15 protein-coding genes and 3 pseudogenes are annotated in these 25,296 nt (G+C 70.9%); 5 read left to right on the plus strand and 13 right to left on the minus strand.

From position 1 onward, the window contains the following. A partial coding sequence (locus ACL02U_RS29385; RefSeq protein ID WP_412794020.1) for a hypothetical protein occupies nucleotides 1-188 on the plus strand: 188 nt, incomplete at its 5' end. A 176-nt stretch (nucleotides 189-364) separates the two neighbouring features. On the opposite strand, the gene ACL02U_RS29390 is transcribed toward ACL02U_RS29385, so the two are convergent. Together ACL02U_RS29390 and ACL02U_RS29395 are read right to left on the minus strand one after the other, a co-directional pair. Then, nucleotides 365-943 carry a shikimate kinase gene (locus tag ACL02U_RS29390; protein ID WP_412794021.1) on the minus strand — a complete coding sequence of 193 codons (579 nt, stop codon included), beginning with the start codon at nucleotides 941-943 and terminating at the stop codon, nucleotides 365-367. Continuing rightward, nucleotides 940-2,196 (minus strand): IS256 family transposase, encoded by a 1,257-nt coding sequence (locus ACL02U_RS29395; protein WP_412794022.1) that lies wholly within the window; start codon nucleotides 2,194-2,196, stop codon nucleotides 940-942. The genes ACL02U_RS29390 and ACL02U_RS29395 overlap by 4 nt, the downstream gene beginning before the upstream one ends. A gap of 105 nt (nucleotides 2,197-2,301) precedes the next feature. Here ACL02U_RS29395 and ACL02U_RS29400 point away from each other — a divergent pair, with 105 nt between their 5' ends. Next, entirely contained in the window at nucleotides 2,302-2,496 is a 195-nt protein-coding gene (locus tag ACL02U_RS29400) for a hypothetical protein (protein WP_412794023.1), read from the plus strand. Nucleotides 2,497-2,688: 192 nt separating this feature from the next. Here ACL02U_RS29400 and ACL02U_RS29405 read toward each other — a convergent pair whose 3' ends face one another. Together ACL02U_RS29405 and ACL02U_RS29410 are read right to left on the minus strand one after the other, a co-directional pair. Further along, on the minus strand, nucleotides 2,689-9,576 hold the full coding sequence (locus ACL02U_RS29405) for an SDR family NAD(P)-dependent oxidoreductase (protein WP_412794024.1): 6,888 nt from the start codon (nucleotides 9,574-9,576) through the stop codon (nucleotides 2,689-2,691). After that, entirely contained in the window at nucleotides 9,573-11,348 is a 1,776-nt protein-coding gene (locus ACL02U_RS29410) for a fatty acyl-AMP ligase (protein ID WP_412794025.1), read from the minus strand. Before ACL02U_RS29410 ends, ACL02U_RS29405 begins: the two co-directional genes overlap by 4 nt. A 409-nt stretch (nucleotides 11,349-11,757) precedes the next feature. Between ACL02U_RS29410 and ACL02U_RS29415 the strand changes: the two genes are divergently transcribed. Continuing rightward, on the plus strand, nucleotides 11,758-13,152 hold the full coding sequence (locus ACL02U_RS29415; RefSeq protein ID WP_412794026.1) for an MFS transporter: 1,395 nt from the start codon (nucleotides 11,758-11,760) through the stop codon (nucleotides 13,150-13,152). 551 nt (nucleotides 13,153-13,703) lie between these two features. Here ACL02U_RS29415 and ACL02U_RS29420 read toward each other — a convergent pair. From ACL02U_RS29420 to ACL02U_RS29435, 4 genes and pseudogenes are all read right to left on the minus strand, one after another. Further along, nucleotides 13,704-14,453, minus strand: coding sequence for an IPT/TIG domain-containing protein (locus ACL02U_RS29420; protein ID WP_412794027.1), 750 nt, complete (start codon nucleotides 14,451-14,453; stop codon nucleotides 13,704-13,706). Nucleotides 14,454-15,004: 551 nt separating this feature from the next. After that, nucleotides 15,005-16,232: pseudogene (locus ACL02U_RS29425) on the minus strand (RNA-guided endonuclease InsQ/TnpB family protein). Nucleotides 16,233-16,534: 302 nt separating this feature from the next. Beyond that, nucleotides 16,535-17,017 carry an Ig-like domain-containing protein gene (locus ACL02U_RS29430; protein ID WP_412794028.1) on the minus strand — a complete coding sequence of 161 codons (483 nt, stop codon included), beginning with the start codon at nucleotides 17,015-17,017 and terminating at the stop codon, nucleotides 16,535-16,537. Nucleotides 17,018-17,152: 135 nt separating this feature from the next. Next, the gene (locus ACL02U_RS29435) at nucleotides 17,153-18,175 is read right to left on the minus strand and encodes an IPT/TIG domain-containing protein (RefSeq protein WP_412794029.1); all 1,023 of its coding nucleotides are present in this window, start codon (nucleotides 18,173-18,175) and stop codon (nucleotides 17,153-17,155) included. A 1,754-nt stretch (nucleotides 18,176-19,929) separates the two neighbouring features. Between ACL02U_RS29435 and ACL02U_RS29440 the strand changes: the two genes are divergently transcribed. Next, the gene (locus ACL02U_RS29440; protein ID WP_412794030.1) at nucleotides 19,930-20,742 is read left to right on the plus strand and encodes an IPT/TIG domain-containing protein; all 813 of its coding nucleotides are present in this window, start codon (nucleotides 19,930-19,932) and stop codon (nucleotides 20,740-20,742) included. 1,157 nt (nucleotides 20,743-21,899) lie between these two features. Then, complete coding sequence (locus ACL02U_RS29445; protein WP_412794031.1) at nucleotides 21,900-22,337, plus strand: hypothetical protein; 438 nt, start codon at nucleotides 21,900-21,902, stop codon at nucleotides 22,335-22,337. Here ACL02U_RS29445 and ACL02U_RS29450 read toward each other — a convergent pair. The 5 genes and pseudogenes from ACL02U_RS29450 to ACL02U_RS29470 all read right to left on the minus strand — a co-directional run. Then, the gene (locus ACL02U_RS29450) at nucleotides 22,330-22,515 is read right to left on the minus strand and encodes a hypothetical protein (RefSeq protein ID WP_412794032.1); all 186 of its coding nucleotides are present in this window, start codon (nucleotides 22,513-22,515) and stop codon (nucleotides 22,330-22,332) included. The genes ACL02U_RS29445 and ACL02U_RS29450 overlap by 8 nt on opposite strands. Before the next feature lie 336 nt (nucleotides 22,516-22,851). After that, nucleotides 22,852-23,025 (minus strand): annotated as a pseudogene (locus tag ACL02U_RS29455) (transposase); the annotation flags it as partial. Next, a complete protein-coding gene (locus ACL02U_RS29460; protein ID WP_412794033.1) occupies nucleotides 23,026-24,039 on the minus strand; it encodes an IS110 family transposase in 1,014 nt (337 codons plus the stop codon). Next, nucleotides 24,009-24,443: a hypothetical protein gene (locus ACL02U_RS29465; protein ID WP_412794034.1), complete on the minus strand. Its 435-nt coding sequence runs from the start codon at nucleotides 24,441-24,443 to the stop codon at nucleotides 24,009-24,011. Before ACL02U_RS29465 ends, ACL02U_RS29460 begins: the two co-directional genes overlap by 31 nt. A 602-nt stretch (nucleotides 24,444-25,045) precedes the next feature. Continuing rightward, nucleotides 25,046-25,264, minus strand: a pseudogene (locus tag ACL02U_RS29470) (transposase); the annotation flags it as partial. Nucleotides 25,265-25,296 lie beyond the last annotated feature (32 nt).

Below are 25,296 nucleotides of genomic sequence, written 5' to 3' on the forward strand. Positions count from 1 at the left end.
CACCGACGCCTCCGGTCGGCGAGCGGACACTCTGTCCTCGCGCTGGCCAGCCGGATCACCGTCTGAAGAAGCAGTACCGCGAAGAAGTGCAGGCAGTACGGGACGCGCTCGGACAAGCCCACGGCGAGAACCTGGACCTTCGGCGCGAGCTCGTTCGACGGGGCTGCTGCGGCATGCAGTTCACCTGACCGGCGGGCGGGAACTACGAGCCCGAGCGCAGGCCCAAGGGCGTTGTGCTGCACAATCCCAGCGGGAACGTCTGCGGCATCCGCCGCCTTTCGGGTCAACTCCACAAGTTTTGAGTGGAGTTCCTGCGCGGGTAATTGTCAATATTTGTGGATCGGTTGGGGCGGTTTTGCCTTGATCAGTTGCGTCGGAGGAGTCGTGCTGCGGTCTGGGCCGGAGTTTCGTCGCTGGTGTAGATCGTTTGTGTCGCGACCAGTTGGGTGCCGGGGTCGTCTAGCCAGTGGGCGAGGAAGTCGTGTCCGTCGATGATCCAGGATCGGCCCTTGTCTGCCGTGCAGCGTCGCCGGAGGACGGTCAGTGAGGTCTCGCGATGGGCGGACGGCAGGACGCGGACCACGTCATGGCAGCGACCCAGTGCGGTGCGAACCGTGGCCAGATGCTGGTGGCCGGTGTAGCTGGTGTGGCCTGCGCCCAGCGCGATCACGGCGTCAGGGTGGTCGGCGACAGCACATGCCACGGCGTGTGCTCGGGCCGGTTCCCACTCGGTCTCGGCCGCGAGACGCCCGACGACGGCGATGCGTTCGCGGAGTGTGGCGGTGCTCCATCCCACCTGCGCGTAGTACCCGTCCGCAACGGCATCCAGATCGACGAACGGTCTTTGCGTTCTTGCCGCGATCTCCTGGCCGAGTGTGGTCTTTCCGGCGCCGGCCGGGCCGACCAGAACCATCCATGGTGGTGCGGGCGCGCGCTGGTTCACGCGGTGGTCACCTCACTGCGTTCGACGAGCTGACCCCTCTCGAAGCGGGCTCCAGCGCGGACGAGGGCGACGAGGTGAGGGGCATGGACGGCACGCCACCGCTGCTGTGCCGATTCCACCAGCTTGAAGACCATGGCCAGGGCGGCGGCCGTGCTGCCGGCGCCTTTGGTGACCTTCGTGTGCAGGCGGACGGTGGCGAACGTGGACGCGATGGGGTTCGTGGTGCGCAGGTGGATGCAGTGCTCGGCGGGGAAGTTGTGGAAGGCCAGCAGTTCGTCAACGTCGTCGGTGGTTTTCTTGACGGCCTTGGGGAACTTCGCGCCGTAGGTTTTCTCGAACGCCGCGACGGCCTGGAGTGCGTGGTCGTGGTCCTCGGCGTTGTAGATCTCCTGCAGGGTCTTCTTCGCTCCGGGCTGGGCGGACTTCGGGAGGGCGTCGAGCACGTTTGCGATTTTGTGAACCCAGCACCTCTGATGGGGGGCCTCGGGGAAGACCTCGGCCAGGGCCTTCCAGAGACCGAGCGCGTCGTCGCCGACCGTCAGGACGGGAGCGCGCATCCCGCGCCGCTGACCGTCGCGCAGCAGATCGCCCCGGGAGTCGGCTGACTCGCGGTAGCCGTCGCTCATAGCGATCAGTTCCTTGGTGCCGTCCGCGCGCACGCCCATCAGCACGAGCACGCACGACTTCGCCTTCCGCAGGCGTATGCGCAGGTGGATGCCGTCGGCCCAGACGTAGACGTAGTCGCTGGCGGACAGGTCGCGCTCGCCGGACTCCTGGTGGTCGGCCTGCCATTGCTGGGTGAGCCGGGTGACCGTCGCCGGTGACAGGCCCGCCGCGCTGCCCGGGAAATGTTCCAGGGCGGGCACGAAGTCGCCGAAGGACAGACCATGCAGATAGAGCAGTGGCAGCACCTCGCTGATCTTCGGGGACTTGCGGCACCACGGCGGCAGGATCGCCGAGGAGGACCGTTTGCGCTCGCCCGTCTCGTCGTCGACCCGCTTGTCGTTCACCCGCGGCGCTTTGACCTCGACCGCCCCGGCCGCGGTGGTGACCTTCCGGGCCCGTTGGTGACCGTTGCGCACCACCAGACGGCGCCCGTCGTCGTCACGCTCGTCGGCCAATTCGGCTATGTAGGCGTTGGCTTCGGCCTCCAGCGCGGCTGCCAGCATCCGCCTCGCGCCCTCGCGGACGATCTCATCGGTGAGGGAGGAGCCGTTGACGGTGGTGCGGTCGTGGTTCACGACGCTCAGCACGGGCGTGCCTTCCCGACGCGCGCGGCAACGCGGGTCTACTCGGTACCAGTCGATCGATCACTCGGGAAGGTGCGCCCTCCTGAGCCGATCCACGGGATCTGAGCATTGCTCGCGAAGAAAGGCCGTGGCCCGCTTGAGGGTATCGACGTCCTCACGCAGACGGCGGTTCTCCCGCTGCAGTGCGGCCAGCTCTTCGCGTTCGCTGCTGGTCGGGCCGTCCCGCTCGTCCGCGTCGACCTCGGCCTGCTCACCCGGTCGCGCGCCGCGGTCTCGGTCAGATCGAAGTCTTTGGCGATCTGACCAACCGAGCGGTCACCGCGTCGGCACAGCTCGACGATCTCGGACTTGAAGTCAGGGGTGAACGAGCGGCGAGGGCGAGGCTTCTTCTTTCCCCGTACTCTCCATGATGGACATCCTCCCGGGGCAGAACCCCTGATCTTCGATGTCCGTCAAAGCGGATCAAGCCCGGTTCCGGCTCGCCTCGTCGTTTTGTCAGTCGGTTGTTGGGGTGAGGGTTGTGGTGAGGTGTGTTGCGATGGTCTGCACGTGGGGTGGGTCGATGAGTGACAGGTGGTCGCCCGGGACGGGGATGATCTCGAGTGAGGGACACAGGGGTGCCCATCCCAGGTCGTGTTCTGTGCGGAGGTAGCGGGGGTCGAGGGCGGTCGTGAGTGCCTGGGCCTCTTGCGCCCGGTAGAGGACGACGTGTCCGTGGTAGGGCCGTGGCCGGTAGCGTTCTCCGACTCGGGCGTCGGTGTAGGAGGTGCGCTGGTGTTCCAGGATGCCGGGGCTCATGTGGAGGCCGGCGTCGGCGACCAGTCGCATGATCAGGTCGATTTGTTGGTCTTCGGGGGTGGCGGCGAGTTCTTCGTAGGGCAGGTCCAGGCGGTGTCCGTATGTTTTTTCGAGGTATTCGGCGAAGCGGCTGAAGCGGTGCAGGAGTAGTTCCTGGGAGTCCAGCCCGGGGAGGGCGGCCGGGAGGATGGTGTCGATGAGGCCGAGGAAGCCCACGGATCGGCCTTGGTCGTGGAGGTTGTGGGCGACTTCGTAGGCGAGGCAGCCGCCGAAGGACCAGCCGAGCAGGTGGTAGGGCCCTTCGGGTTGGATCTCGGTGATGAGGCGGAGGTAGTGAGCGGCTTTTTCCTCCAGGGTGGGGACCGTGTCCAGGCGTTCCATTCCGTAGACGGCGTGGGGGGTGGCCAGTTGCTGGACCAGGGGGTGGTAGACGGAGGTGGGGCCGCCTGCGGGATGGAAGGTGAACAGGGGTGGGGCGGCTGTTCCCGGTCGGGCGGTGCGCAGGGTGCGTACGGTGGAGCCTTTGGTGCCGTTGACTGCGGGCCGGATGAGGTCGGCGAGGGCGGCGACGGTGCGGGCGCTGACGACGTGTTCCTCGGTCAGGGCGATGTCGGCGTCTGCGAGGCGTTGGCGGATTCCCTCGGCCAGGGTTCGGGGTGCGGTGTCCGTGTCGCCCGCGGCGTCGACGAAGTCGTCGTCGACGTCGGAGGGGCGGGTGCCGAGGGTTTGGGTCCACACGCTCGCGACGAGGCGTTCGGCGGCGTCCCGGGGGCTGATCGTGGTGGGCAGTGCGGGGAGGTCGTCCGGGGAGGCCGGGTGCGCCTGGGCAGGTGACCGCTGTCCCGACGCCGACGCCGACGCCGACGCCGACGCCGACGCCGACGCCGACGCCGACGCCGACGCCGACGCCGATGCCTGGGCCGGGGCGTGGGCCGGGGACTGGCGTCCCGGTGCCTGGGCCTGTCCCGGTGCCTGGTCCTGCCGTCCCGGGGTCTGTCCCGGTGCCGGGGTCTGTCCCGGGGTCGGTGCCTGGGCCTGCCGTCCCGGGGTTGGGGGTTCGAGGTCGAGTGCGCTCAGTACTGCTTCCTGGACCTGGCGCAGGCTGGCGCCGCGCAGGAGGAGTTCGCCGGGCAGGTCCACCGCGAAGTCCTGCCGGGCTGCGTTGCGGATCCGTACCGTCATCAGTGAGTCGAGGCCCAGCTCGGTGAGGGGGACCGTCTCGTTGAGTTCCGGGGCTGCGAACCCCATGATCGTTGCGGTGCGTTCGGTCAGGCGCGCGCAGACCTTCGCGGCGGCTGCGTCGCCGAGTCCGGCGATGCCGTCGGGGCCGGCCCATTCCCCGGCGGGCGCGGTGTCGTCGGTGAGGACGTCGGCGAAGAAGGGCACCTTCTCCAGGCCGGGAAAGGCCGTGAGGGCTCTTCGGGCGTCCAGGTGGGCGATGCCCGTGTGGGTGCGTGCACGGGTGACGAGTGCCTGCAGGGCGTCCAGGCCTTCGGACGTCGCGAGGGGCTTCATCGCCAGTGCCGGGTGGTCCGGCGCGGCTCCCACCTGGGCCCAGGGGCCCCATGCGATGGACGTCGCGGGGCGTCCGGCGGCACGGCGCCGCTGTGCCATCGCGTCCAGCCATGCGTTCGCTGCGGCGTAGGCCGCCTGTCCCGGTGAGCCGAACAGTGCGGCGGCGGAACTGTAGACGAGCCACCAGTCCAGAGCGTGTTCACGGGTGGCGCTGTCCAGCCGCAGCGCGCCGACGGCTTTGGGCTTCAGGACCGCGGAGATGTCGGAGGGCTGCAGGTCGGTGAGCATGCGGTCGTGGAGTACTCCGGCCGCGTGGGCGACGCCGCGCAGTGTGTGGCCTTCGGCCACGGCGGCCGCGACGAGGCGCTCTGCCACGTCGGCTTCGGCGATGTCGCCGCGGACGACTGCGACGGACGCCCCCAGCGCGCGTAGCTCGGCCAGGGCCGTCCGGGCCTGGGGGCCGGGTTCTCTGCGGCCGTTGAGCACGATGCGGCCCGCTCCGGTCTCGGCGAGCCGGTGTGCGGTGGCGAGGCCGAGTCCGGTGAGTCCGCCGGTGAGGATGTAGGCCCCGTCGGGCCGGGTGAACGGCACCTCGTCGCCCGGTTCGTCGACGTCCGCGGGCGCGAGCCGGGCCACCAGGCGGGTCCCGGAGCGCCAGGCGACCTCGTCGGCCTCTCCGTCGGCGAGGAGTTCCTGGACCAGGTCGTCCACCGGCTCGGGCTGTGCGGTGATGTCGACCAGGCAGGCCCGCAGGTCCGGACGCTCCAGGGCCATCACGCGGACGAAGCCCCGCAGGCATGCCCGGTCGGGGTCGGGTACTTCACCCGGACCGGTGGCCAGGGCGTCGCTGGTCACGAGCCACAGGCGGGGGGTCGGCGCGCCCTGTGGGCCCGTGGCGAGCCGGCGCGCCACCCGGGCCGCCGTGTGGAGTTCGCCGAAGGCCTCGGGGTGCGTGTGCTGGGGACCGAGGAGCACGACGACCGCGGACCGTTTCTCGCCGGTCTGCTCCCGCCAGGTGTCCAGGAGAGCGTCGCCGGAGTCGCCCGGGTGCACGCCCAGGGTGACGCTCACCCCTCTTTTCTCGAGTGCGGCGGCGAGGGGGGCGGCGAGCTGGTCGGCGTCGCCGCCGCAGGAGTCGGTCAGCAGCAGGACGCGGGCGCAGGGACGCGGGACGCCCGCGCCGGCCTTGTGCCACTGGATGTCGAAGGCGATGTCCTCCAGCGGCGGGCGGACCTCCTCCGGCTCGACGCGCTGCACCCGGACCCCCTGCGCCACGAGGTCCGCGCCGTGGGCGCCCTGGGCCCGGATGTCCCACCGGCTCGGCCGGCCGTTCGCGCCGGTCTCCTCGCCGGCCGACGCGGAGCACGTGATCCGGTAGGCGCCGTCCACCGTGGTCCGCTGCAACTGCAGCAGCCGTACCGAGGCCGGGGCGCGCTCGGCGGCGTCCGGGGCCGACCCGTCGCCGTCCCGGTCGCCCGCGCAGGCCCCGAGAGCGAGCGGCGCGTACAGGGCGGCGTCGAGGAGCTCCGCCAGCGGCTGCCCGGTGGACGGCTGCGGCGTGTCGGTCGACGGCCGGTGGACGGTTTCGAACGGTGAGGCGTCGTCGCGGGACCGCCCCTCTTCGACGGGGTCCGGGGCGGTCAGGACCCGGGCCGAGGCGTGGCAGAGCCAGTCGCCCGTGCGGGAGCGTGCATGGATGGTGACGGCCGCCTGATGGGGGCCGGACGGCTGCCACACGACGGTGACCGGTGAACTGGCGGACACCGCAAGCCAGTCGTGCACGGTCAGGTCCTCGATGCGGACGCTTTCCAGATCCGTCCCGCGCACGTCCTGCGCTGCGGCGATCACCAGCTGCGCGCAGGCGGGCAGGCCGAGTACCGGCAGGCCGAGCAGCGTGCGCGCCTGCTGCCCGTGGCGCGCGGTTCCCGCATCCCCCTGCCACAGGACGCGGCCGGTGAGCGGGTCCTGCGTGCGCAGGTCCAGCAGTGCGTGGCCGCCCGGAGCCGAACGTGTCGCCTTGCGGGAGCGGAACCAGTGCCGTACGTGGCGCCACGGCGGGCTGGGCAGGGCGACGCGCCGCCCGCCGGGCCACAGGCGCTGTCCGGGTCCTGCGACGCCGGCGAGGTGGAGCCGGGCCAGGCAGGTGAACAGGTCGACGGTCTCGTCGCCGTTGCGGTGCAGGGTGGGCAGGACGGCGGCGGTCGGGGCGCCGGGTGTGTCGGCGAGGGTCTCGCCGAGGGGGACGGCGGCAAGGGGGTGCGGCGCGATCTCGAGGAACAGGTCGTGGCCGTCCGACGCGGCGGCGGCCACCGCCTGCTGGAACCGGACGGGCCGGCGCGCGTTGGCGCACCAGTACCCCGCATCCGGGCGTACGGGGCTTCGCGGGTCGTCGAGGACCGTGCTGTACCAGGGGAGGGCGGGGGTGTGCGCCTGAACGGACGTCAGTGCTTCGTGCAGTGCCGGCAGGATGGGATCGACCGCGGGGGAGTGGCCTGCTCCGCCCACGTCGAGGAGGCGGGCGAGGCGGCCGGCCGCGGTGAGATCGTCGACCAGCCGGCCGACGGCTTCGGCGGGGCCGGCCACGGTGCAGCGGTGCGGGGAGGAGTGCACCGCGACGTCGACGCCGCGGTAGCGGGCGAGGACGTCGGAGCGTGTCTCGTCGGCAAGTTCCACGGCCGCCATGGCTCCGGCGTGTTCCTCGTCGATCCGGGCGAGCATCACCGAACGGTGCAGGATCACCTTCAGGCCGTCACGCAGGGTCAGCGCGCCGGCGACCACCGCGGCGGTGACTTCCCCCATCGAGTGCCCGATCACCGCGGCCGGTTCCACGCCATGGGCGCGCAGGGTGTCGGTGAGCGCGCACTGCAGACCGAACAGGAGCGGCTGGACGCGGTCCACGCCGCTGTCTCCCTCGGAGCGGATGAGCGTGCTCAGCGACGTGCCCAGTTCGGTGCTGAACACCGGATCGAGCCGGGCCACCGCTTCGCCGAAGACCGGGCTGTCGTTCAGCAGACGGCGCCCCATGCCGAGCCACTGGGAGCCGTAGCCGGAGAACACCAGGACCGGTTTGCGCGGTTTCGGCGGGTTTGTTCGGATGCCGGCCGCGACGACGCCGGCCCCGGATTCCCCGCGCACCAGTGCGGCCAGCGCGTCCACGAGTTCGCCGCGGGTGCGGGCCACGACGGCCGCGGTCGCCGGACCACGGCGGTGGTGGGCCAGGGTGTGGGCCAGGTCGCCGAGCGGCGGAAGGCCGTCCTCGGCGGCCAGCCGGTGGGTGAGTGCGGTGGCCGCGTCCCGCAGCCGGTCCTCACAGCGGGCGGACACCAGCAGAACGTGCGGGAGGCCGCCGTCCGTTTCCCGCCCGGTGGCGGGGGACACGTGGGCGGGCGGGGCAGGGCGCGCGGTGGCCGTCGCGGCGGCCTGCTCCACCACCACGTGCGCGTTGGTGCCCCCGAAGCCGAAGGCCGACACCCCGGCGAGGGCCGGGCGGGCGGTCCCGCCGGGCCACGGCGTCGCACCGGTCACGACGCGCAGGCGCAGCGCGGTGAAGTCGATGTGCGGGTTCGGGCTGCGAAAGTGCAGGGTCGCCGGGATCTGCCCGTGGTGGAGCGAGAGCACCGTCTTGATCAGACCGGTGATGCCCGCCGCGCCCTCCAGGTGCCCCAGGTTGCTCTTGACGGACCCGATGAGCAGCGGGCGGTCCACGGGCCGCTCGGCGCAGAGGGCGGCGCCGAGCGCGCCGGCCTCGATGGGATCGCCCAGGAGCGTGCCCGTGCCGTGTGCCTCGACGTAGTCGACGTCGCCGGCCCGGGCGCCGGCGTCCCGCAGGGCGGCCTCCAGCAGCGCCTGTTGCGCGACGGGGTTGGGTGCCATGAGGCCGGCCGAGCGGCCGTCGGAGTTGACGGCGGTGCCCCGGATGACGGCGAGGACCCTGTCACCGTCGCGCCGGGCGTCGCGGAGCCGCTTCAGGACGACGACGCCGCAGCCCTCGCCTCGCGTGATGCCGTCGGCGCCGGCGTCGAAGGGCTTGCACCGGCCGTCGGCCGCCAGCGCGCCGGCCTGGTCGAAGGCGGCGGTCACGGCGGGGGACAGCAGGACGTTGACCCCCGCCGCCAGCGCGGTGTCGCTCTCGCCGCTGCGCAGGCTGCGGCAGGCCTGGTGGACGGCGACGAGGGACGAGGAGCAGGCGGTGTCCACGGTCATGCTCGGACCGCCGAGGTCCAGCAGGTAGGACAGCCGGTTCGCGACGATGCTGCCGGCCGCCCCGGTGCTCGTCCAGGCGGTGACACGGGAGGCGTCGAACGACGTCAGGTGCCCGTACTCGAGTGCGCTGAGACCGACGAAGACGCCGGTCGCCGTTCCTTGCAGGCGCGCAGCGGCGATCCCCGCATGGTCCAGGGCCTCGCAGCTCACCTCGAGCAGGAGGCGCTGCTGCGGGTCCATCACTTCCGCCTCGCGAGGAGTGATGCCGAAGAAGTCGGCGTCGAACCCCTCGATGTCGTCGAGGAAACCGCCCCACCGGGAGGTGCGGTCCACGACGGCGGCGGCGTCAGCGCTCTTGTCGTCGAAGTCCCGCCAGCGTCCGGGAGGTACCCGGCCGATGGCGTCGGTGCCGGCCAGCAGGCGCTGCCAGAAGGCGCCGGGCCCGTCGACGCCGCCGGGCAGGCGGCACCCGACCCCCACCACGGCGATCGGCTCGGCCCCGGCATCCAGGGCGCCCTCGCCGGCTGCACGCCGTGTCCGCCGGGCGGGTCGCTCCTGCGGGGCGAGGCGGTCAAGGAGCAGCTCGATCGTCGGGTTCTCCCACAGCAGCGTGGCGGGGAGCGGCGCATCGAGGATCTGTTCCAGGCGCCCGGAGAGGTCGACCGCGTCGCGCGACGTGAGCCCGTACTCGGGCAGGGGGCGCGCGTCGTCCAGCTCCTCCACCGGCACGTCGCACGCATGCGCCACGAGCTCCCGCAGCACGGTGCGCAGCTCTGCGGCATCCGGCGCGGCCGCGCCTGGTGGGGCACCGGCAGACGACTCACCGGTGCCCGTCGAACGCTCCGACTGTCCGCCCGTCGCCGTCATGCCCGGCCGGCCCCCTTCCCCGCCGCGTGCTTCGGCTGCGACCACCGGCCGGCCAGGTAGCGCTCACGGCAGGCGGTCCGGCAGACCTTGCCGCTGGTCGTGTACGGGACGCTGTCGGGGGCGACGAGGACGAAGTCGTGGACGGCGAGGGCGTGCCCCTCGGCGACCGCGCCGCGCACGGCACGTCTGACCTCGTCGTGCACGGCCTCGGGATCGTCGACCTGCCGTCCGTGCTCGGCCACGACGACGAGTTTCTCGCCGTCGTCCGTACCCATGGCGAAAGCGGCGACGTGATGGCGCCGGATGACCGGATGGGCGTTCTGCACCGTCTCCTCGATGTCGTGCGGATAGTGGTTCGTACCGTCGACGATCACCAGGTCCTTGGCGCGCCCGGTGATGTAGAGCTGCTTGTCGAACCACATCCCCAGATCGCCCGTGCGCAGCCAGTGCCGGGCGGGGTCCCGGGGGTCGTCCCCCCGCAGGACCGCGTGGAAGGCGGCCCGGCTCTCCTGCGGGCGGCGCCAGTACCCACGTCCGACGTTGGGCCCCTTGATCCAGATCTCGGCGACGGTACCGTCCTCCTGCCGCAGGCGGGTCTCGGGGTCGACGATGGCGATCTCCTGGTTGGTCGGCCGGCCGCAGGCGACCAGCTCGCTGACCGGCCCGCCGTCAGAGGGCTCCACGATGCGGGCGGTGCCCTGCACCAGCGCGTCCCTGTCGAAGCAGGTGACGGTCGGTTCCTCCGCCAGGGGCGAGGTGGCCGCGAACACGGTGGCCTCGGCCAGACCGTACGAGGGACGCATCGCCGTCCTGCGCATGCCGCAGGAGGCGAAGGCGGCCTGGAACCGTGTCAGCGTCCGCGCACGAACGGGTTCGCTGCCGTTGATCATCGCCGCCACCGAACCCAGACCAAGAGCGGTGCGCTCCTCCTCCTCCACCCGCTGGACGCAGTAGTCGTAGGCGAAGTTCGGCGCCGCGGTGACCGCCCCGCCGTGCCGTGTGAGCAGGTGCAGCCATCTCGCGGGCCTCTGGACGAAGGCCAGAGGGTCCATCAGGACCGAGGGGACACCGGCGACGACGGGCAGCGCGACCGTCAGCACCAGGCCCATGTCGTGGTAAAGGGGCAGCCATCCCACGGCGCAGTTGCGTCCCCGGCGGATGTCGTACGCCTCCATCCCCTGGCGGGCGTTGGCGCAGACATTGGCGTGAGTGATCTCCACCCCGGAGGGAACCCTCGTCGAACCCGACGTGTACTGCAGGTACGCGCAGTCCTCGGGGGCGGGCGCGACCGGCTCCGGGGAGTCGGTCCCGGCGTTCGCCTGCAGGTCCTGCAGGGCAGTGACGCGCATACCCGATCCGATGTGGCGCTCCGCGCAGAATTCCGTCACCGATGCGCGCTGTTCCCCGGTGGTGACGGCCAGCAGCGGGGCGGCGTCTTCCAGGGAGGCCGCCAGCTTGTCACCGTGGCCGGGCAGAGAGGGCGGGAACAGGGGGACCGCGATGGCGCCGGCGCAGGCGGCCCCCAGAAAGCCGACCACGTAGTCGAGGCCCTGCGGCGCGACGACGGCGACACGTTCACCCACCGCACCGACTCGGCGAAGCCCCGCGGCGGTGGCGCGGACCTGATGCTCGAGCTGCCTCCAGGTCAGCTCGTGGGCGGTGCCGTCCCTGCTGCTGCTGAAGTCCACGAAGGTGAACGCGGTCTCGTCGGGCGCGTTCGATGCGGACTGGGCCAGATGGTGGGCGAGCGTGTCTCGCGCAGTTGACGGCACTGGATCACCGAGCCTTCGTGACGACGGACAGGAACGAAGGGACTTCCACGACGGCCCGACGAAGGCAGCACCCGCAGCGATGCCACACAACATCCGACTGCATCCCGGAACACATCCTCATGTCCTGGTATTTACTGACATAGGGCAAGCATCAAAGATCAGAAGAACACGGATCCGCTCGATGACCTGGGTGACACGCCGTAATCACCGCAGGCCGTCGACCTCGCACTCCGCATGTGATGCTGTCGCCTGCGCTCGGCCCGGTCGTCACACGAGCCCCGCATCGGACTGCGGCGTGTCGGCTTTGAGGCGCGCGCCGCCCACTCCGACCATGAGGAGACCCGGTCGCACCCCGACGCCCCGGCGGGGTCCACGTCCTTGATGCCGAGCCAACTCATGAGGCTGGTCGATGAGCCGTCTGCGGATTCTCGGCATTCTGCTGGCCGTCGTCCTTCCCTCCTTCATGACAGCCCTGGACGGCACCGTCGTCAACGTCGCCCTGCCCCAGATCCAGACAGAGCTCGCACTCGACGAAGCGGGACTGAAATGGGTGGCCGCGATCTACCCGCTCACGCATTCCAGCTTCCTCCTCTTCGGCGGACACCTGGCGGACACCAAGGGCAGGCGCCCCACCCTCCTCCTCGGCATCGCCGTCTTCGCACTGGCGTCGATCCTGTGCAGCGCCTCGACACAGGCGGCGACGCTGATCACAGGCCGGGGCCTGCAGGGAGCGGGAGCCGCCCTGATCCTTCCAGCGGCCCTGGCCGTCCTCTCCCACGACCTTCCGCCCCGTTCCAGGAACGCCGGATTCACCGCCCTCACGGTCGCGCTCGCCACCGCCCTGGCCGGCGGCCCCGTCCTCTCCGGAGTGATCACGGAACATCTGGGCTGGAACTGGCTGTTCGTGATCAACGCCCCCGTCGGCGTGGTCTGCTTGCTGGCCTGCGCCGTGTTCGTGCCCCGCCGCCCCTCCCGCCCCGCACCCGGCGAGGCCGACGCACCCGCCGCACCCCTGAGCGCGCTCCTCCTGGCCTGCATCTCCATCGGCGGGTTCGCCTACTGCCTCATCGAGGGCCCGCAGTACGGTTTCGCCACCCCCCGCGTCGCGCTCGTCGCCGTCGCGTCCGCGCTCTCCCTCCTCGCGCTCGCCACAGGCGCATCGCCCCACAGCCGAGGGACCTTCTCCACCCTCTTCGCACGGCGCGCCTTCACCTGCGGCCTGCTCACCCAGCTCCTGTGGGGGCTGGGCGTCAGCGGGGTCTACTTCTTCACCGCGCTCTTCCTGCAGAACTCCCTGCGCCTGAGTCCCACGTCCGCCGGACTCATGTTCACACCCGTTGCCGCGGCCCTGCTCGCCGCCGCTCCCTTCGTGGCCCGCCTCGCTCGTCGGCTGGGGGACGCACGAGTCGCCGCGACGGGGATGCTCCTGGTCGCGCTGGGCTTGCTGCTGGTCTCGCTGGGAAGCCGACACGGCGCAATCGTCGACCTCCTGCCGGGACTCGCCGCGATCGGCATCGGCTCCGGCCTGGCGGTACCGCTGACCACGCGCGCTCTGGAATCCGCCCCCGACCAGCTCTCCGGCATCGCGGCAGGACTGTTCAGCGCCACACGAGAGGCATCAGGGGTGTTCGGCATCGCCGTGGTCGGTCTGATCGTGACCTCCGTGCAGCGCTCCGTCTCCTCCACGGGCGCCGGCTCCGGGCACGCCTTTCTCATGGGCTATCAGGCCGGCCTCTACACCGCCGCCGCCCTGGTCGCCATCGGCGTGCCCGTCGCCCTGTGGGGACTGCGCAACGAGAGGTGAATCCGCCTGCGCGGCTCTACCCCGCCTGCTGGCCGGACCCGGCCAGCAGGCGGGGTCGCCGACTACGCCCTGGCCGACCACCACCGCGCCGAGCTCGTCGTCGACGCTCTGGACATGCCTTACGGCCGGGGCGGACTCGAGCCGGGCTGCGTGGTCCACAGAGATCGCGGCAGTGAAGACACCTCGGCCCACTCCCGCCGGAATAGGGAAGTTGGGGCTGCGATAGAGCTGCAGACGCACCGGATCACGCTGTGACAGCGCTGCCGCGGAAAGCTTCTGGGCCCTGCTCGGCCCTGCGCAGATCCCGCTGCCGCGGACCTGCGAAGACCAGCCGCCGGCACCAGCTGACCGACCCGGTGATCAACCTCGCCCGCGTCCGACGCCCGCATCACCGGCACCCCCGGGGCCCGCACCCGCCGCTTCGCAGCACTCCGCCCCGCCGACCACACGGTCGGCGGGGCGAAGCGGACAGGCCCCGAATCGAACAACAGGGTCGGCGTGGGGGCCGGCCAGAGCCCTTGTCGGTCCGGGGGCGGGGTACCCGGTGTGCGTCAGATGCTGGGCCCGGTGACGTAGGTGAAGGCGGCGGTGGCGGTTGCCGAGGAATCGGGGTTGGTGACCACCACGTCGACGGCGCCTGCGGTGCCGGCCGGAGTGACTGCGGACAGGGTGGTGCTGTCGATCACGGAGAACGGCGCTGCGGTGCCACCGAAGGTGACGGAGGTGGCGGTGCCGAGGTTGGTGCCTGTGATGGTGACCGCGGTACCGCCTGAGTCCGGGCCCGAAGTGGGGCTGAGGCCGGTGATGGTGGGTGCGTCGACGTAGGTGTACGTCAGGCCGTTGTTGGTGCCGCCGGCCGTGGTCACGCTGACTCCGACCGGGCCGGCCGCGACCCCACTGGGCACCGTGGCGGTGAGCTTGCTGTCCGACACCGGGGTGACCGCCGTGGCGGCGACCCCGCCGAAGGTCACCCCGGTGGCGGTGGACAGGCCCGTGCCGCTGATGGTGACCGTGTTGCCGCCCCCCAGCGGCCCGGAGGTGGCGCTGAGGGAGGACTTGAACGGCGCGCCCACGTAGAAGAAGGGCACGGGGTTGCTGGTGCCACCCGGGGTGGTCAAGGTCACGTCGACGGTGCCTGAGCCGGACGGGGACGTGGCGGTGACCTGGGTGTCCGAGACGACGGTGACGCCGGTGGCCTGCCTGGTGCCGAACGTGACGGCACTGGTTCCGGTCAGGCCGCTTCCGGTGATGGTGACGGCCGTACCGCCGCCGGTGGATCCCTGGTTCGGGCTGATGGGCATGAGGTTTCTCCTTCTGCGTTGAGGGGAGCTGCGATGCCCCGCCGGACGGATGCCGGTGCAGGGCGGACCGGGAGCCGGGTGCTCCCGGGGCAAGTGGTGGCTCTGGTCTGCGGCGAGTCCGCATGGTTCGCCGGCTCGCAGGGCCGTTCTGTGTATCCGGGGCGTCGGCGGACGCGGCGGATCCGGGTGTGCGAGGGTGGGCCGGAGCAGGAAGACATCTGCTGTTGGGACCGGGGCCACTGTCCGGTGGGCACACGTGCAGTGGCTGGGAGAGGAGCTGGGCCGGCCGGACGACCCCATCGGGAACGGGGGCCGGCGTGAACCGTGGACGACCGCATCGGCCGGTTGCGGGAGGCCGCAGCGTCTGCCGATGGATCTGGGCGCTCCACCCGGAGTAGGGGCGCTGATCGCGGCGCCCTTGTTCTCCACCGCCCGGAGGCTGGCGGAGACGTGGCTCCGCGCTCCCCGGTCAAGGATGGGCGGCCCCACCGGTTCGGATACGACCAGTAACCCATCCGAGTGCCGCACCTGACAACCGTTCTGAGTACCGATCATCCAAACGGGTGAGCGTGTGCAGGTCTACGAGGTGCGCTCGTTGACTTTCGCGCCCCCAGGTCGGGCAACGGCCGGGCAGCGCGGTGCGGTGACTCCACCCACGGGTAAACGCGCGGGTTCCTGTGCCGGTGGCCACGCCATATGCCGCAGAGGACAGGCCGGGCCCTGCTGAGGACGTTCGTCGCGCCGACGTGGTCCGCGTTCGCTGTGAACCCGCACGCCGTGCACTGGAACTTCGCTTGGGTGGCGCGGTTCTCCTTCGCGGTGTGCCCGCAGGACGGGCACGGGCGCGAGGTGTTGCGGGGGGCCACCGCGATGACGGTCCGGCCGGCGCCTTCAGCCTTGCTGGCGAGGATCGCGAGGAACACTCCCCAACCCGCGCCGAGCATAGTGCGGTTGAGCCCGGCCTGGCGGGCCGCACCGTTCGGCAGGAAGCCGCCGGGCTGCTCGGGGTCGGGCCTGGGGGCGGGGCTCTTGGCCAAATGCCCGCTGTGTCGAGCCGCTCGTGGGCGACGACGTCAGGGTCGCGGACGAGGGTGAGCGCGGACTTGTGCGCGTGGACCAGGCGCTGGCGGCGGAACTTCACACACAGCTTCGCCCCCGGCGGCAGCGGCCCGGTGTGCTTCGCATGTCGATGCCGACCACCGCGCCCGTGTCCGGCAGCAGCTCCGCAGGCACCTCGTCGCAGGACAGGACGATGTACCAGCGGTTGTCCTCGCGCCTGATGCCGATCGTCTTGACCCGGCCGTGCACGGGCCGGTGCTGGTGCACGCGGATGCGCCCGACGCCCGGGAGGCGGACGCGGGTCTGCGGGTCGCGGGACGCACTGTCCCAGCGGCAGCCGTCGCCGTCCCTGGGAAAGGCTACGGTGTCGAAATGGTCGATGCCCTTGAAGCGCGGGCAGCCCGGCGTCCGGCCGGCCTTGACGCGGCGGAAGAACGCCTGGAACGCCCTGTCGAGGCGGCGCAGGGTGGCCTGCTGGGAGGAGAACGACCAGCATCCCTGATGCTCCGGGTCGAACCCGCGGAACTCCACGAGCTGCGCGGACCGGTCCCCGTACGTGATGCTCGTCTTCGAGCTGTGCCGCTGGGCGTCCGGGCGGAAGTCGAAGCCGGGGTCCCGGCGGCACCGGACCTGATCTCGGACGTGTTCACCACCGACGCCACCGTGCCGAGGCCAAGGCGACCGTACTCGTCCAACGGCGCCTGGCCGAGCAGGTGCCACCCGGCGACCACCGCCTCGACTCCGGACACCCCTGCGCCGCGGTGGAGCGGGACACCCGTGTGCTCGCCCTCGTCCTGCTGCGGCTCAGGCCCAGGCCCATGCCGGCTTCGACAAGAACGCCTTCGCCATCGAGTGGAAGGCCCGCCAGGTCCGCTGCCCCGCCCGAACCGCACGAGGTCCTCGCCCAGGCCCGCGCAGAGCAGAAGACCGAGATCTGGAAGGCCAAGTGCGCCCTGCGTGGCTGCGGACGCTTCGCGCGTCCCGATGCCGGGCGGGCTGGGCCTACCGCATGTGCGCTTCGGTCACGTGCCGGATGTGGTGTGCACGATGTTGACGGCGTTGTTGATGTCACCGACGGTGAATTCTACGAGTCCGCCGCATACGAGCAGGCAGAATCCAGGTGCCGGGGCGGGGACGCTCGTGACCTCGACGGTCGTGGTGCTCGTGGAGGCGTCGCACGTCGCGTTGCCGTTGTAGGCGGCGGTGATCGTGTGCGTGCCGACGGTGCTGAAGGTGGTGGTGTAGTCGGCTTGGCCGTCGGCGGCCACCGGTACGGTGGCCAGCAGCTCGCTTCCGTCGAAGAACGTCGTCCCCAGGCCGCCGCTGGGGTCGGAGGTGCAGGTCACCGTTGCCGCCAGTGCCACCGGCGTGCCCACTGTGGTGGACGGCGGTGCGGCCACGACGGTCGTGCTGGATGCCACGGCCTCGGCGGGTGCGGCCGACCCGAGCACGGCCGTCAGTGCCGCGGCAATAACCGGTTTCATTCTGCCTGCTGGAATTCTCATCGGTTGAGCTCCTTGTGTCGATCGACGAGTCCGCAGGGCCGTGGGCGCTGTGGACCCTCACGCTACGGACATCCGTTTCCGCTGCGGGAAGGGAGTCACACAGGCAACCCGGTTGGACCAGAGGCTGGACGAGCATCAGATGGCGGGGGCGGCGACACGGGTGTAGGTCAGGCCGGCGCTGGTGCCGCCCGCCGTGGTGACCGCCACCGTCACCGGCCCGGCGGGCCCGGCGGGCTCGACGGCCGTGACCTGCGTGTCGGAGACGACGGTGAAGCCGGCGGCCACGGCTCCGAAGGTGACGCTGGCGGCGGTGGCCAGGTTCGCCCCGGTGAGGGTGACCACCGTGCCCGCCGAGGTGGGTCCGCTGCTGGGCACGACACTGGTCAGCACGGGCGTGTCCGTGTAGGCGAAGCCGATCGGGTTGCTGGAGCCGCCCGGGGTGATCACCGTGATCTGTGAACTGCCGGTGCCCGGCGGTGCCGTGGTCGTGATCTGCGTCGACGACACCACCGTGAACGAGGTGGCGTCCGTGGCGCCGAAGCGGACCGCGCTCGCGTTGAGCAGGTTGCTTCCAGTCAGCGTGACCAGCGTTCCCCCGGCCACCGGGCCCTGGGCGGGGCTGGCCCCGTTCAGCACGGGAGGCGCGGCGTAGAAGAAGTACGCATCCGGGGAAGGGGCACTGCTCCCCGCCGGCGTGGTGACCGCCACCACGGCACTGCCGGGACTGCCCGCAGGCGTCACTGCGGTGATCCGGCTGTCCGAGTCGACCGTGAACGACGCCGCAGGCGTACCGGCGAAGCTCACCGCCGTAGCACCGGTCAGTCCGGTCCCGGTGAGGGTGACGTCGGTGCCGCCCGCTGTCGGGCCGCTGTCCGGTGCCACGTCGGTGACCACCGGCACAACTGCCGCGACATAGGTGTAGGCCACCGCGTTGCTGGTGCCGATCGGGCTGACGACCGTCACCGGCACCGTGCCCCCGATACCGGGCGGGCTGACCGCGGTGATCCTGGTGGCCGAGTTGACGGTGTAGGAGGTGGCGGGCGTGCTGCCGAACCGGACAGCGGTCGCCCCGATCAGTCCGGTGCCGGTGAGGGTGACGATGGTGCCCCCGCCGGTGGGACCTTGGGAGGGAGTGATGTCATTGAGTGTGGGAGGCATGAGGTGCTCCTGCGGTTTTCTGCGCGGTGCCGGTGCCCCGGCAGACAACGTTCGCCCCGTCGCGACGCCCGGCACGCGCTCTCAGTCGCACCGGCCCAGAGCCTGAGTACGTCCTGGAGGAGGACTTCAGGCCGGCATGCTGAGAGCGGGCACCGGAGGATGCTGCTCTGTGACGGGGAGACGTAGCCTGCCGCGGCACCAGGGACCAGCGCCGATACTGGTGTATGTCGAGGGAGACCACCGCTCCCGGGCGAGCCGGTGGGCGGCGGCCGGCAGGGTGCCGCGGGCCGCGTTTGCGGGGGGAGGGAACGCTGAAGCTGCGGGCATGGGAGGACTCCTGGCTGACAGAACAGGGGAACAGAGGACCCAGCCCAACAGGAGCACTCGCTCGGCGCAGTACCCCTGGTGAGCCGCACACGGGGCACGTGGCGAGGCGGTGGCGAGCCCGGAATCCCGTTCACCGTAGGGCTGACGGCTCGGCCGGTGTCGAAGTGGCGCTGCTCCCTGTGGGCCACAAGGAAGCGCACCGGAGGGAACCGCCCCCAGGATCCCCCGGCTGCAGGATGGGCTGCCCACCGGTTTGTCGCCTTAAGTAGCCCATACGGGGGGCAATGCTGGCAAGACGTCAGTTCACTTGTCACCTGTACGGAGGAGCGCGCCATCGCAAGCGACTCCGTCGTGCGCCATCGGCATGGGCTGCGGGACAGGAGAGCAGCCGGGTCCGGTGCACGAAGCCGGCTGGAGCCGGAGAGCGCTGCGCATCGGACGAGGCGTCGCGTACGACCAGTCGGTGCCGCGTGAGCGGCACCGACTGGCGATCCAAATCTCTCGGAGTGCCCATCGCGACTCCGGTACGTCCGTACCCTCCCCGCGCGCAGGGGGGTGCGAGCCGCACCATCGTCACGCCCCCGAGAGGCGTGGGCTGCCCACCGATTGGATACTTACAGTGACGCAGCGATTCGATGGACGCTGCAAGATGCTGGGGGCATATTCACTCCTTTGGGTCGGCTGTCGGCAACGCGCCCACAGGGCAGGCCCGGATGAGCCATCCGGTGAAGGCGCGGGTGAAGGCCCCTGATCCGCACGCCACCGTTCTGCACGTCTGCACGTCACCGCCGGCGTGGAGGCCCGGCTGCCCCGCCGTTCCGCCCGCGGCCGCCAATTGCGCTCCGTGACGACTCATTGAACCGACCGCACACGGAAGCCGGCGTCATCGAGGTCCAAGACGAGGTTCGCGGCACGAGGATGCGCCGACCGGCGTGCTCGCGGCAAACCCTCGCAGGACGGAATCGGCCCTGATGGCTGGGCCCATGATGCGGCGCGCGGCGGGAGGCGTGCTTGACGAGGCCGCCCGGACCAGGTTGTGCGCCCTCGCCTGCTGCCTCCTCGCGCACGCCCGCCATACGGTCGACGTTCTGTTCCGCCCCTTGCCCCTGCTCTCATCCGTATGGGTCACTGGAGACACCGGCAGTTCGCCCATTCAGCCGGACGACGCGACACTGCTTCGCCGGTTCCCAAGGCGAGAACGAGTTCGCGCAGGAGCTGCGCCGCCCAAACAGGCAGGACACGCCAGCCCGCGCAGCGCCGCCCGCAGGTTCCGTCGCCTGCCTCACCAGCCCGCCCCAGCTCATAGTCGGCCGGCATGCGACACGGGTGTCCGTCACCCACGGCCGCAGAGGCGCCCCCCATGCTCGCGCCCACCGACGGGGCCCAGCGGCAACACCTCAACGACTTTCCCGCAGAAGGAGACAACCATGTCCGTCGCAACCCTCTCTCCCCTCCCGCAGCTCCTGACACAGCCGACCCTCATCGCCACCGTCCCGGGCTGCGGCCCGACGTCCGGAGGCAACCTGGTCCTCCTCATCGGCACCAACCTGGGCGGGGCGACCTCCGTCACCTTCGGCGGCGTATCCGCGTCCGTCGTCGCGCAGGACCCTCTGGGAGTCCTGCTCACCGTCATCGCCCCGCCGCATGCGGCCGGCAACGCGCCGGTCGTCGTCACCACCCCCGCCGGGGCCAGCGCGCCGGCCAACTACACCTACGTGACCGCCGTGACGCCGCCGCCCATCGCGCTGGCCATCACGCCCCAGAGCGGACCGACCGACGGCGGCACCCCCTTCACGATCATCGGCGCCAACCTCACGGGCGCTTCGGTCACCTTCGATGGTGTCCCCGCCACCAGCGTGAACGTGATCGGTGGAATCCTCCTCACCGGCGTCACTCCCCCTCACGCCGCGGGCCTCGTCTCAGTCCAGGTGACCACGCCGGACGGCACCACTACCGTTCCCGGCGGATTCAGCTACGTCGGGCCGCCCCTGCCCACGGCCACGGCCATCACGCCGACTTCCGGCCCCGCCGCGGGCGGCACCCCGTTCGCCATCACGGGCTCGAACCTGTCGGGGGCCACCGTCACCGTCGGAGGAGCCGCGGCGACCAACGTCATCGTCGACCCCACCGGGACGGTACTCGCCGGCATCACACCGGCCGGGACGGCCGGAAACGTCGCGGTCGTGGTAACCACCCCGGCAGGCACCGCCACCGTCACCGGGGGCTTCACCTACGTGTAGTCCCGGCAGGCCGGTGGCTTGGCCGGCCACCTTCCCTACGGGCTGCGGCCCTCGCGGAATACGACGATGCCCGCACAGGTTGCGGGCATCGTCGCCCGCGCAGTGGTGCCCGTCCCCGGCGCCAAGCGGGTCCTCGAGCCGCTCAACGGCGAAGTGCGCTGTGGCGGGTCGTCCGTGAACGCCGCGGTCGTCGTCGAACGCCGTCGTCGCCGAGGAGGGCGGCGTGGTCGTCCCCTCGGCCCGCCGGGACAAGGTGCCGGCCGCTGCGCCGAGCTCGCCAAGGAGGCCGGCGAACCCTCGACATGGAGGCCCCTCGCACCCGGATCGACAAGATCCTGCGCGACCAGGGGTAGGAGGGCTGACACAGCAGGCGGTGCCGCTTTCACCCGGATGGAGGGGAGCGGACCGCCTGTCAATCCCCTCGTAGCGTGAAGACGATCTATGAGGCCAGCCCCTCGGCGCGGGTGGCTCGGTAGTCCCGTTCGTAGTCGATCGGGCTCTTGAACCCGCACACGCTGTGGAGCCGCCTGGCGCTGAAGAAGTCGGTGATCCAGGTGGCGATCCTGATTCGGGCTCGGTGCGGGTACGGAAGCTGTGCCGGTGGACGTACTCGACCTTCAGCACGCTGTTGAACGCCTCGCTCACGGCGTTGTCCAGACATGGTCCGCCAGCTTCCGCAGCAGCACTGCCCCGGCACGCCCTACCACAGCTGGTGCACCGCGGGCTTATCACGCGAGCACCGAGAGACTCGCAGGCCGGCACGTACGAACGAAGCACCGACGCAGCGTGGAGGAGGGCCGGCGGTGAGGAGTGGAATCCCGCGTCAGGCGAGCCAGTAGTACGGCAGGCGCAGAAGATCGGTTGCACAGGAAGCGACAGCCTCGGCATGGGGCGGGGCGCTTTCGTCGGCGAGGCCTACCTTCGGGGACGGGAGCGGCCGGTTCAGCGGGATCATCGGGCAGTCGGGCAGTCGGGCAGTCGGGCAGTCGGGCAGCCGGCGGGGGGGCACCCGCGCTTGAGGCGCTGCGGGCGTACGAGGGCCGGGCGAGCTCGCCGCGCCGGGCACGGACACGGTGTGACCGAGTCCGTACAGGACGCACTGGTCGCGCGCCCAGCACACGCGGTTTGACCTTCCGGACGCACAGCAGCAGCTGGGAATGTGGTTCCGCGATCACGGCGACGACCGGCGGGAATTCGTGGAGGCGGTGCTGACCGGCCTCGGTGACCGCGGCTGGCCACCCACGCGAGCGTGGGTGGCCAAGCAGCTCGGCCACGGCCTCAAGGCCACCGACTTGCGCCTCCTGTCGGGTGGTTGGAGCTCCCAGATGCGTCGGCTCACGCTCGACGACGGCACGGCCCTGGTGCAACGCACCCTCGTAAAACCGTTCTTCCACCACCACGGACCCGGACTGCTGACCCGCGAGGCGTCCATCCCGGCGCTGCTCACCGGGCAGGAGAGCATCCCGGCGCCCCGTCTCGTCGCCGTGGACGCCACGGCCGAACGGGCCTCTGCGGCGGGCCCCGCACGGCCGGTCCCGCGCAGCGCCGCATCTCGACCGACGCCGCGCCGGCCGACGGCCTGTTGCGTCAGCTGACGCCGGGCCAGCTGGCGGCCTGCTCCGTCTCCTCCTCCGGCGCAGCGTCCTCCGGGATCGTCCCGTTCGAGTCCTGGGCGGCGGACGACTGTGCTGTCCGCCCGGTCCCGGGCGAGCTCTCCTCCGGGCCTTCCGGGGCCTCACCGGTCTGTGCCTCGGGTTCGTGCGCTCGGGTCATCGCCTCACACCTCCGTGAGATGGTCACATTCGCCGGGTGGCCCCTCGTGGGTCCCCTGCGTGTCCGGTCGCCCGCACGGAACGACCGTCAGCATTTCTCACTGTGGGGTGCGTGACATGAAAGCATCAAGGGCCTGCACTCTGCCCGCGTACACCGGCCGGGCACGGCGGACCGGCGGCGGTCCGGGGACCCTGCCGGACGCGACCGGAGCCGCGGCGACGCCCGGAGGGGGCGCGGGCTCCGGACAGGCCGTGCCACTGGGCCGCGCCGCCGCGGACACACACCGCCGCCCCCGGTGCATGGCGGATTCTCGGGGTCCTCGCAACACCTGATGGCTTATGTGGCCGTCAGTAGATCACGCAGGCGCTCGGCTGGGGTTTTCCAGCCGAGCGTTTTGCGTGGGCGGCCGTTGAGTTGCTGGGCGACGTGTTCGAGGTCTTCGGGGCTGTGCACGGACAGATCGGTGCTCTTGGGGAAGTACTGCCGCAGCAGGCCGTTGACGCTTCTATGTCAAGCAGCGACTTGATGCTGGGTGATGTGGTGCTGCCAGGAAGCTCGGTCGTGGACCATCGCGCGGTGGATGACGTCGATCAGATGGCGTTTGAGGATGCGTCGGGCCCCGCGGGCGCCCTTGGTCGGCTCGTGGCGGGCCAGGAGTGCTCGCGCGCCCGGGTGGAATCGCTGTTGGACGATGGACGTTGTGTAGAGCACGCTGTTGAGCCGCCGGTTGCCGCCCCGGTGCAGTCGGTAGCGTTCCTTGTCGGAGGAGTAGACCGGGATCGGTGCGGTTCCGGTGTAGCGGGCGAGCTTTGCTGAGCTGGTGAAGCGGGTGATGTCTCCGATCTCGGCGAGGAGGACCGCCGCAGAGACGTGGCTGATCCCGGTGATCTCCAGCAGTGCGGGCGTCAGCGGGGTGACCAGTTCCCGGATCGTGTTTTCGAGTCCGCGGACGCGCTTGTTCAGCTCGTCTATCTCCCTGATCATCTCGATCAGTACCCGGCGGACATGGTCACTCATTTCCGTGGTGTCCAGCAGCGCCGTCAGCGACGTCATGCCAGGCCGGCGGGTGAGGTCGCCCGGGGTGTGGTCGAGCCAGAGGTGCGTGTATGCCTTGAGCTGGTTGATCACCATGGTCCGGCGTCGGACGAGGTCGGCCCGCGAGTCGACCAGGACGCGCAGCTCGCGCACGCGTTCATCAATGCGGTGACGGTCCAGGCCGGGGGCGGCGATCGCGGCGTGGGCGACCGCGACGGCGTCTACGGGGTCGGACTTCGAGCCAGTGGCAGCGTGCAGCTTGCGGTGTGCGGCCATCAGACGGGTGGGGACCCAGACCACCTCGTGGCCTGCCAGCAGCAGGCCGTCAGCCAGGCGGCGGGCGAAGCCACGGCCGTCCTCGATGGCCCAGGTGACGGGGGTGCCGTCGGCGATCGTGCGGATCCACTTGAGCAGGACGCCGATCAGATTCGCGTCGTTCTTGACGGTCAACGGCCTGGTCAGCCGCCTGCCGTCGGCGTCGACGGCCACTGCACCAGTTTCAAGGACGCCTGGACCACCCGGTCCCGGATCGTGGCGATACCCAGACGGCGGAGCTTGCCGTTCGCCTTCGGGATCATTCGCTCGCGTACCGGCAACGGACGGAAGCTGCGGTCCTTCAACGAGGCCCGCAACTCGTCGAGGAAGCCCTCGACTCCCTGCCCGGCCTCGATGGACGCCGCCGTGCGTCCGTCCACCCCGGCCGTGCGTGCACCCTTGTTGCCCCGCACCCGATCCCAGGCCACCAGCAGGAAGCCAGGATCGGCGACGAGGTTGAAGATATCGTCGAACCGGCGATGAGGATCATCCATCGCCCATCGGTGCAACTTCGACTGGATCCCCAGTACCAGGCGTTCCGCCTTCCTCACGGCGTATTCCAGCGCGTCGGTATTCACCGGCGTCCTCCTGGCCTTCCAGAATCTCGGTCGCTGACTTGCTGGCCCCCTTCGCCGTGTGCACACCTCTCGCATGCTCGGACTACTACGGGGCCTCCGCCCCATCCCACGGCCGTCAGTCGGCGACGGACCTGCCCGCCACCGAACCGGATGCCCGGTGGGGAGGGCGGCCGCGGATGGTTCCCACGTTCACCACGAAATCGATCGACAGGTCAGGTGTCCAGCTATGCTCCTGCGGCCTCGCCACGGTTACGCCGCAGTCCTTCACCGTGGCCTCCCTACCGACATCCCAAGCCGGCCCGGGAGTTCCCCGGGTTCGGACAAACCGAATCCGGGTGCGCGCCGCGCCCCAGCCCGCATCCGCCAGGTTGGAGCTGGGTTCTACGATTGAGGAGCGTTATGACACTGGTTCCTCCCGTACACCTTCCTGTCTCGCTCACCGGACCCGGCCTGTCCGGCAGTACCAGACCGTTCCGACTTTGTCGGGGCTGCTTGCCACCCTCACCGGCGTCCCCCGGATCGGGCTGCCCCCAGCTTCACCCGGCCGCTGCGACGGCCAGGAGGCGATGGTCTTTCACCTCCGCTCGAAATCGTGATGCTTCGTGGCGCACCGGGAAGTCGTAGAACGCCAGCAACTCGTCGCGGTCCTCGGTGATCTTCGCGACGGCCTTGGGGAACTTCGCGCCGTAGGCGCGCGCGAACGCCTCGACCGCCTTCTCGGCGTGCGTCCGGTCCTCGGCGTTGTAGATCTCCTGCATCGCTTTCGTCGCTCCCGGCTGTGCGGACTTCGGCAGAGCGTTCGTGACATTCCGGGCCTTGTGAAGCCGTCAAGAATCAACCTGTTGCTTCGCGA

Origin of the sequence: Streptomyces sp. MS06, assembly GCF_047200655.1 — a bacterium.
In the GTDB taxonomy this organism is placed as follows: domain Bacteria; phylum Actinomycetota; class Actinomycetes; order Streptomycetales; family Streptomycetaceae; genus Streptomyces.

Coding starts and splice junctions, on each gene's coding strand:
- ACL02U_RS29445 (WP_412794031.1), top strand. CDS start 21,900: ATGTGGTTCCGCGATCACGGCGACGACCGGCGGGAATTCGTGGAGGCG.
- ACL02U_RS29435 (WP_412794029.1), bottom strand. CDS start 18,175: ATGCCTCCCACACTCAATGACATCACTCCCTCCCAAGGTCCCACCGGC.
- ACL02U_RS29420 (WP_412794027.1), bottom strand. CDS start 14,453: ATGCCCATCAGCCCGAACCAGGGATCCACCGGCGGCGGTACGGCCGTC.
- ACL02U_RS29405 (WP_412794024.1), bottom strand. CDS start 9,576: ATGACGGCGACGGGCGGACAGTCGGAGCGTTCGACGGGCACCGGTGAG.
- ACL02U_RS29450 (WP_412794032.1), bottom strand. CDS start 22,515: ATGACCCGAGCGCACGAACCCGAGGCACAGACCGGTGAGGCCCCGGAA.
- ACL02U_RS29430 (WP_412794028.1), bottom strand. CDS start 17,017: ATGAGAATTCCAGCAGGCAGAATGAAACCGGTTATTGCCGCGGCACTG.
- ACL02U_RS29415 (WP_412794026.1), top strand. CDS start 11,758: ATGAGCCGTCTGCGGATTCTCGGCATTCTGCTGGCCGTCGTCCTTCCC.
- ACL02U_RS29440 (WP_412794030.1), top strand. CDS start 19,930: ATGTCCGTCGCAACCCTCTCTCCCCTCCCGCAGCTCCTGACACAGCCG.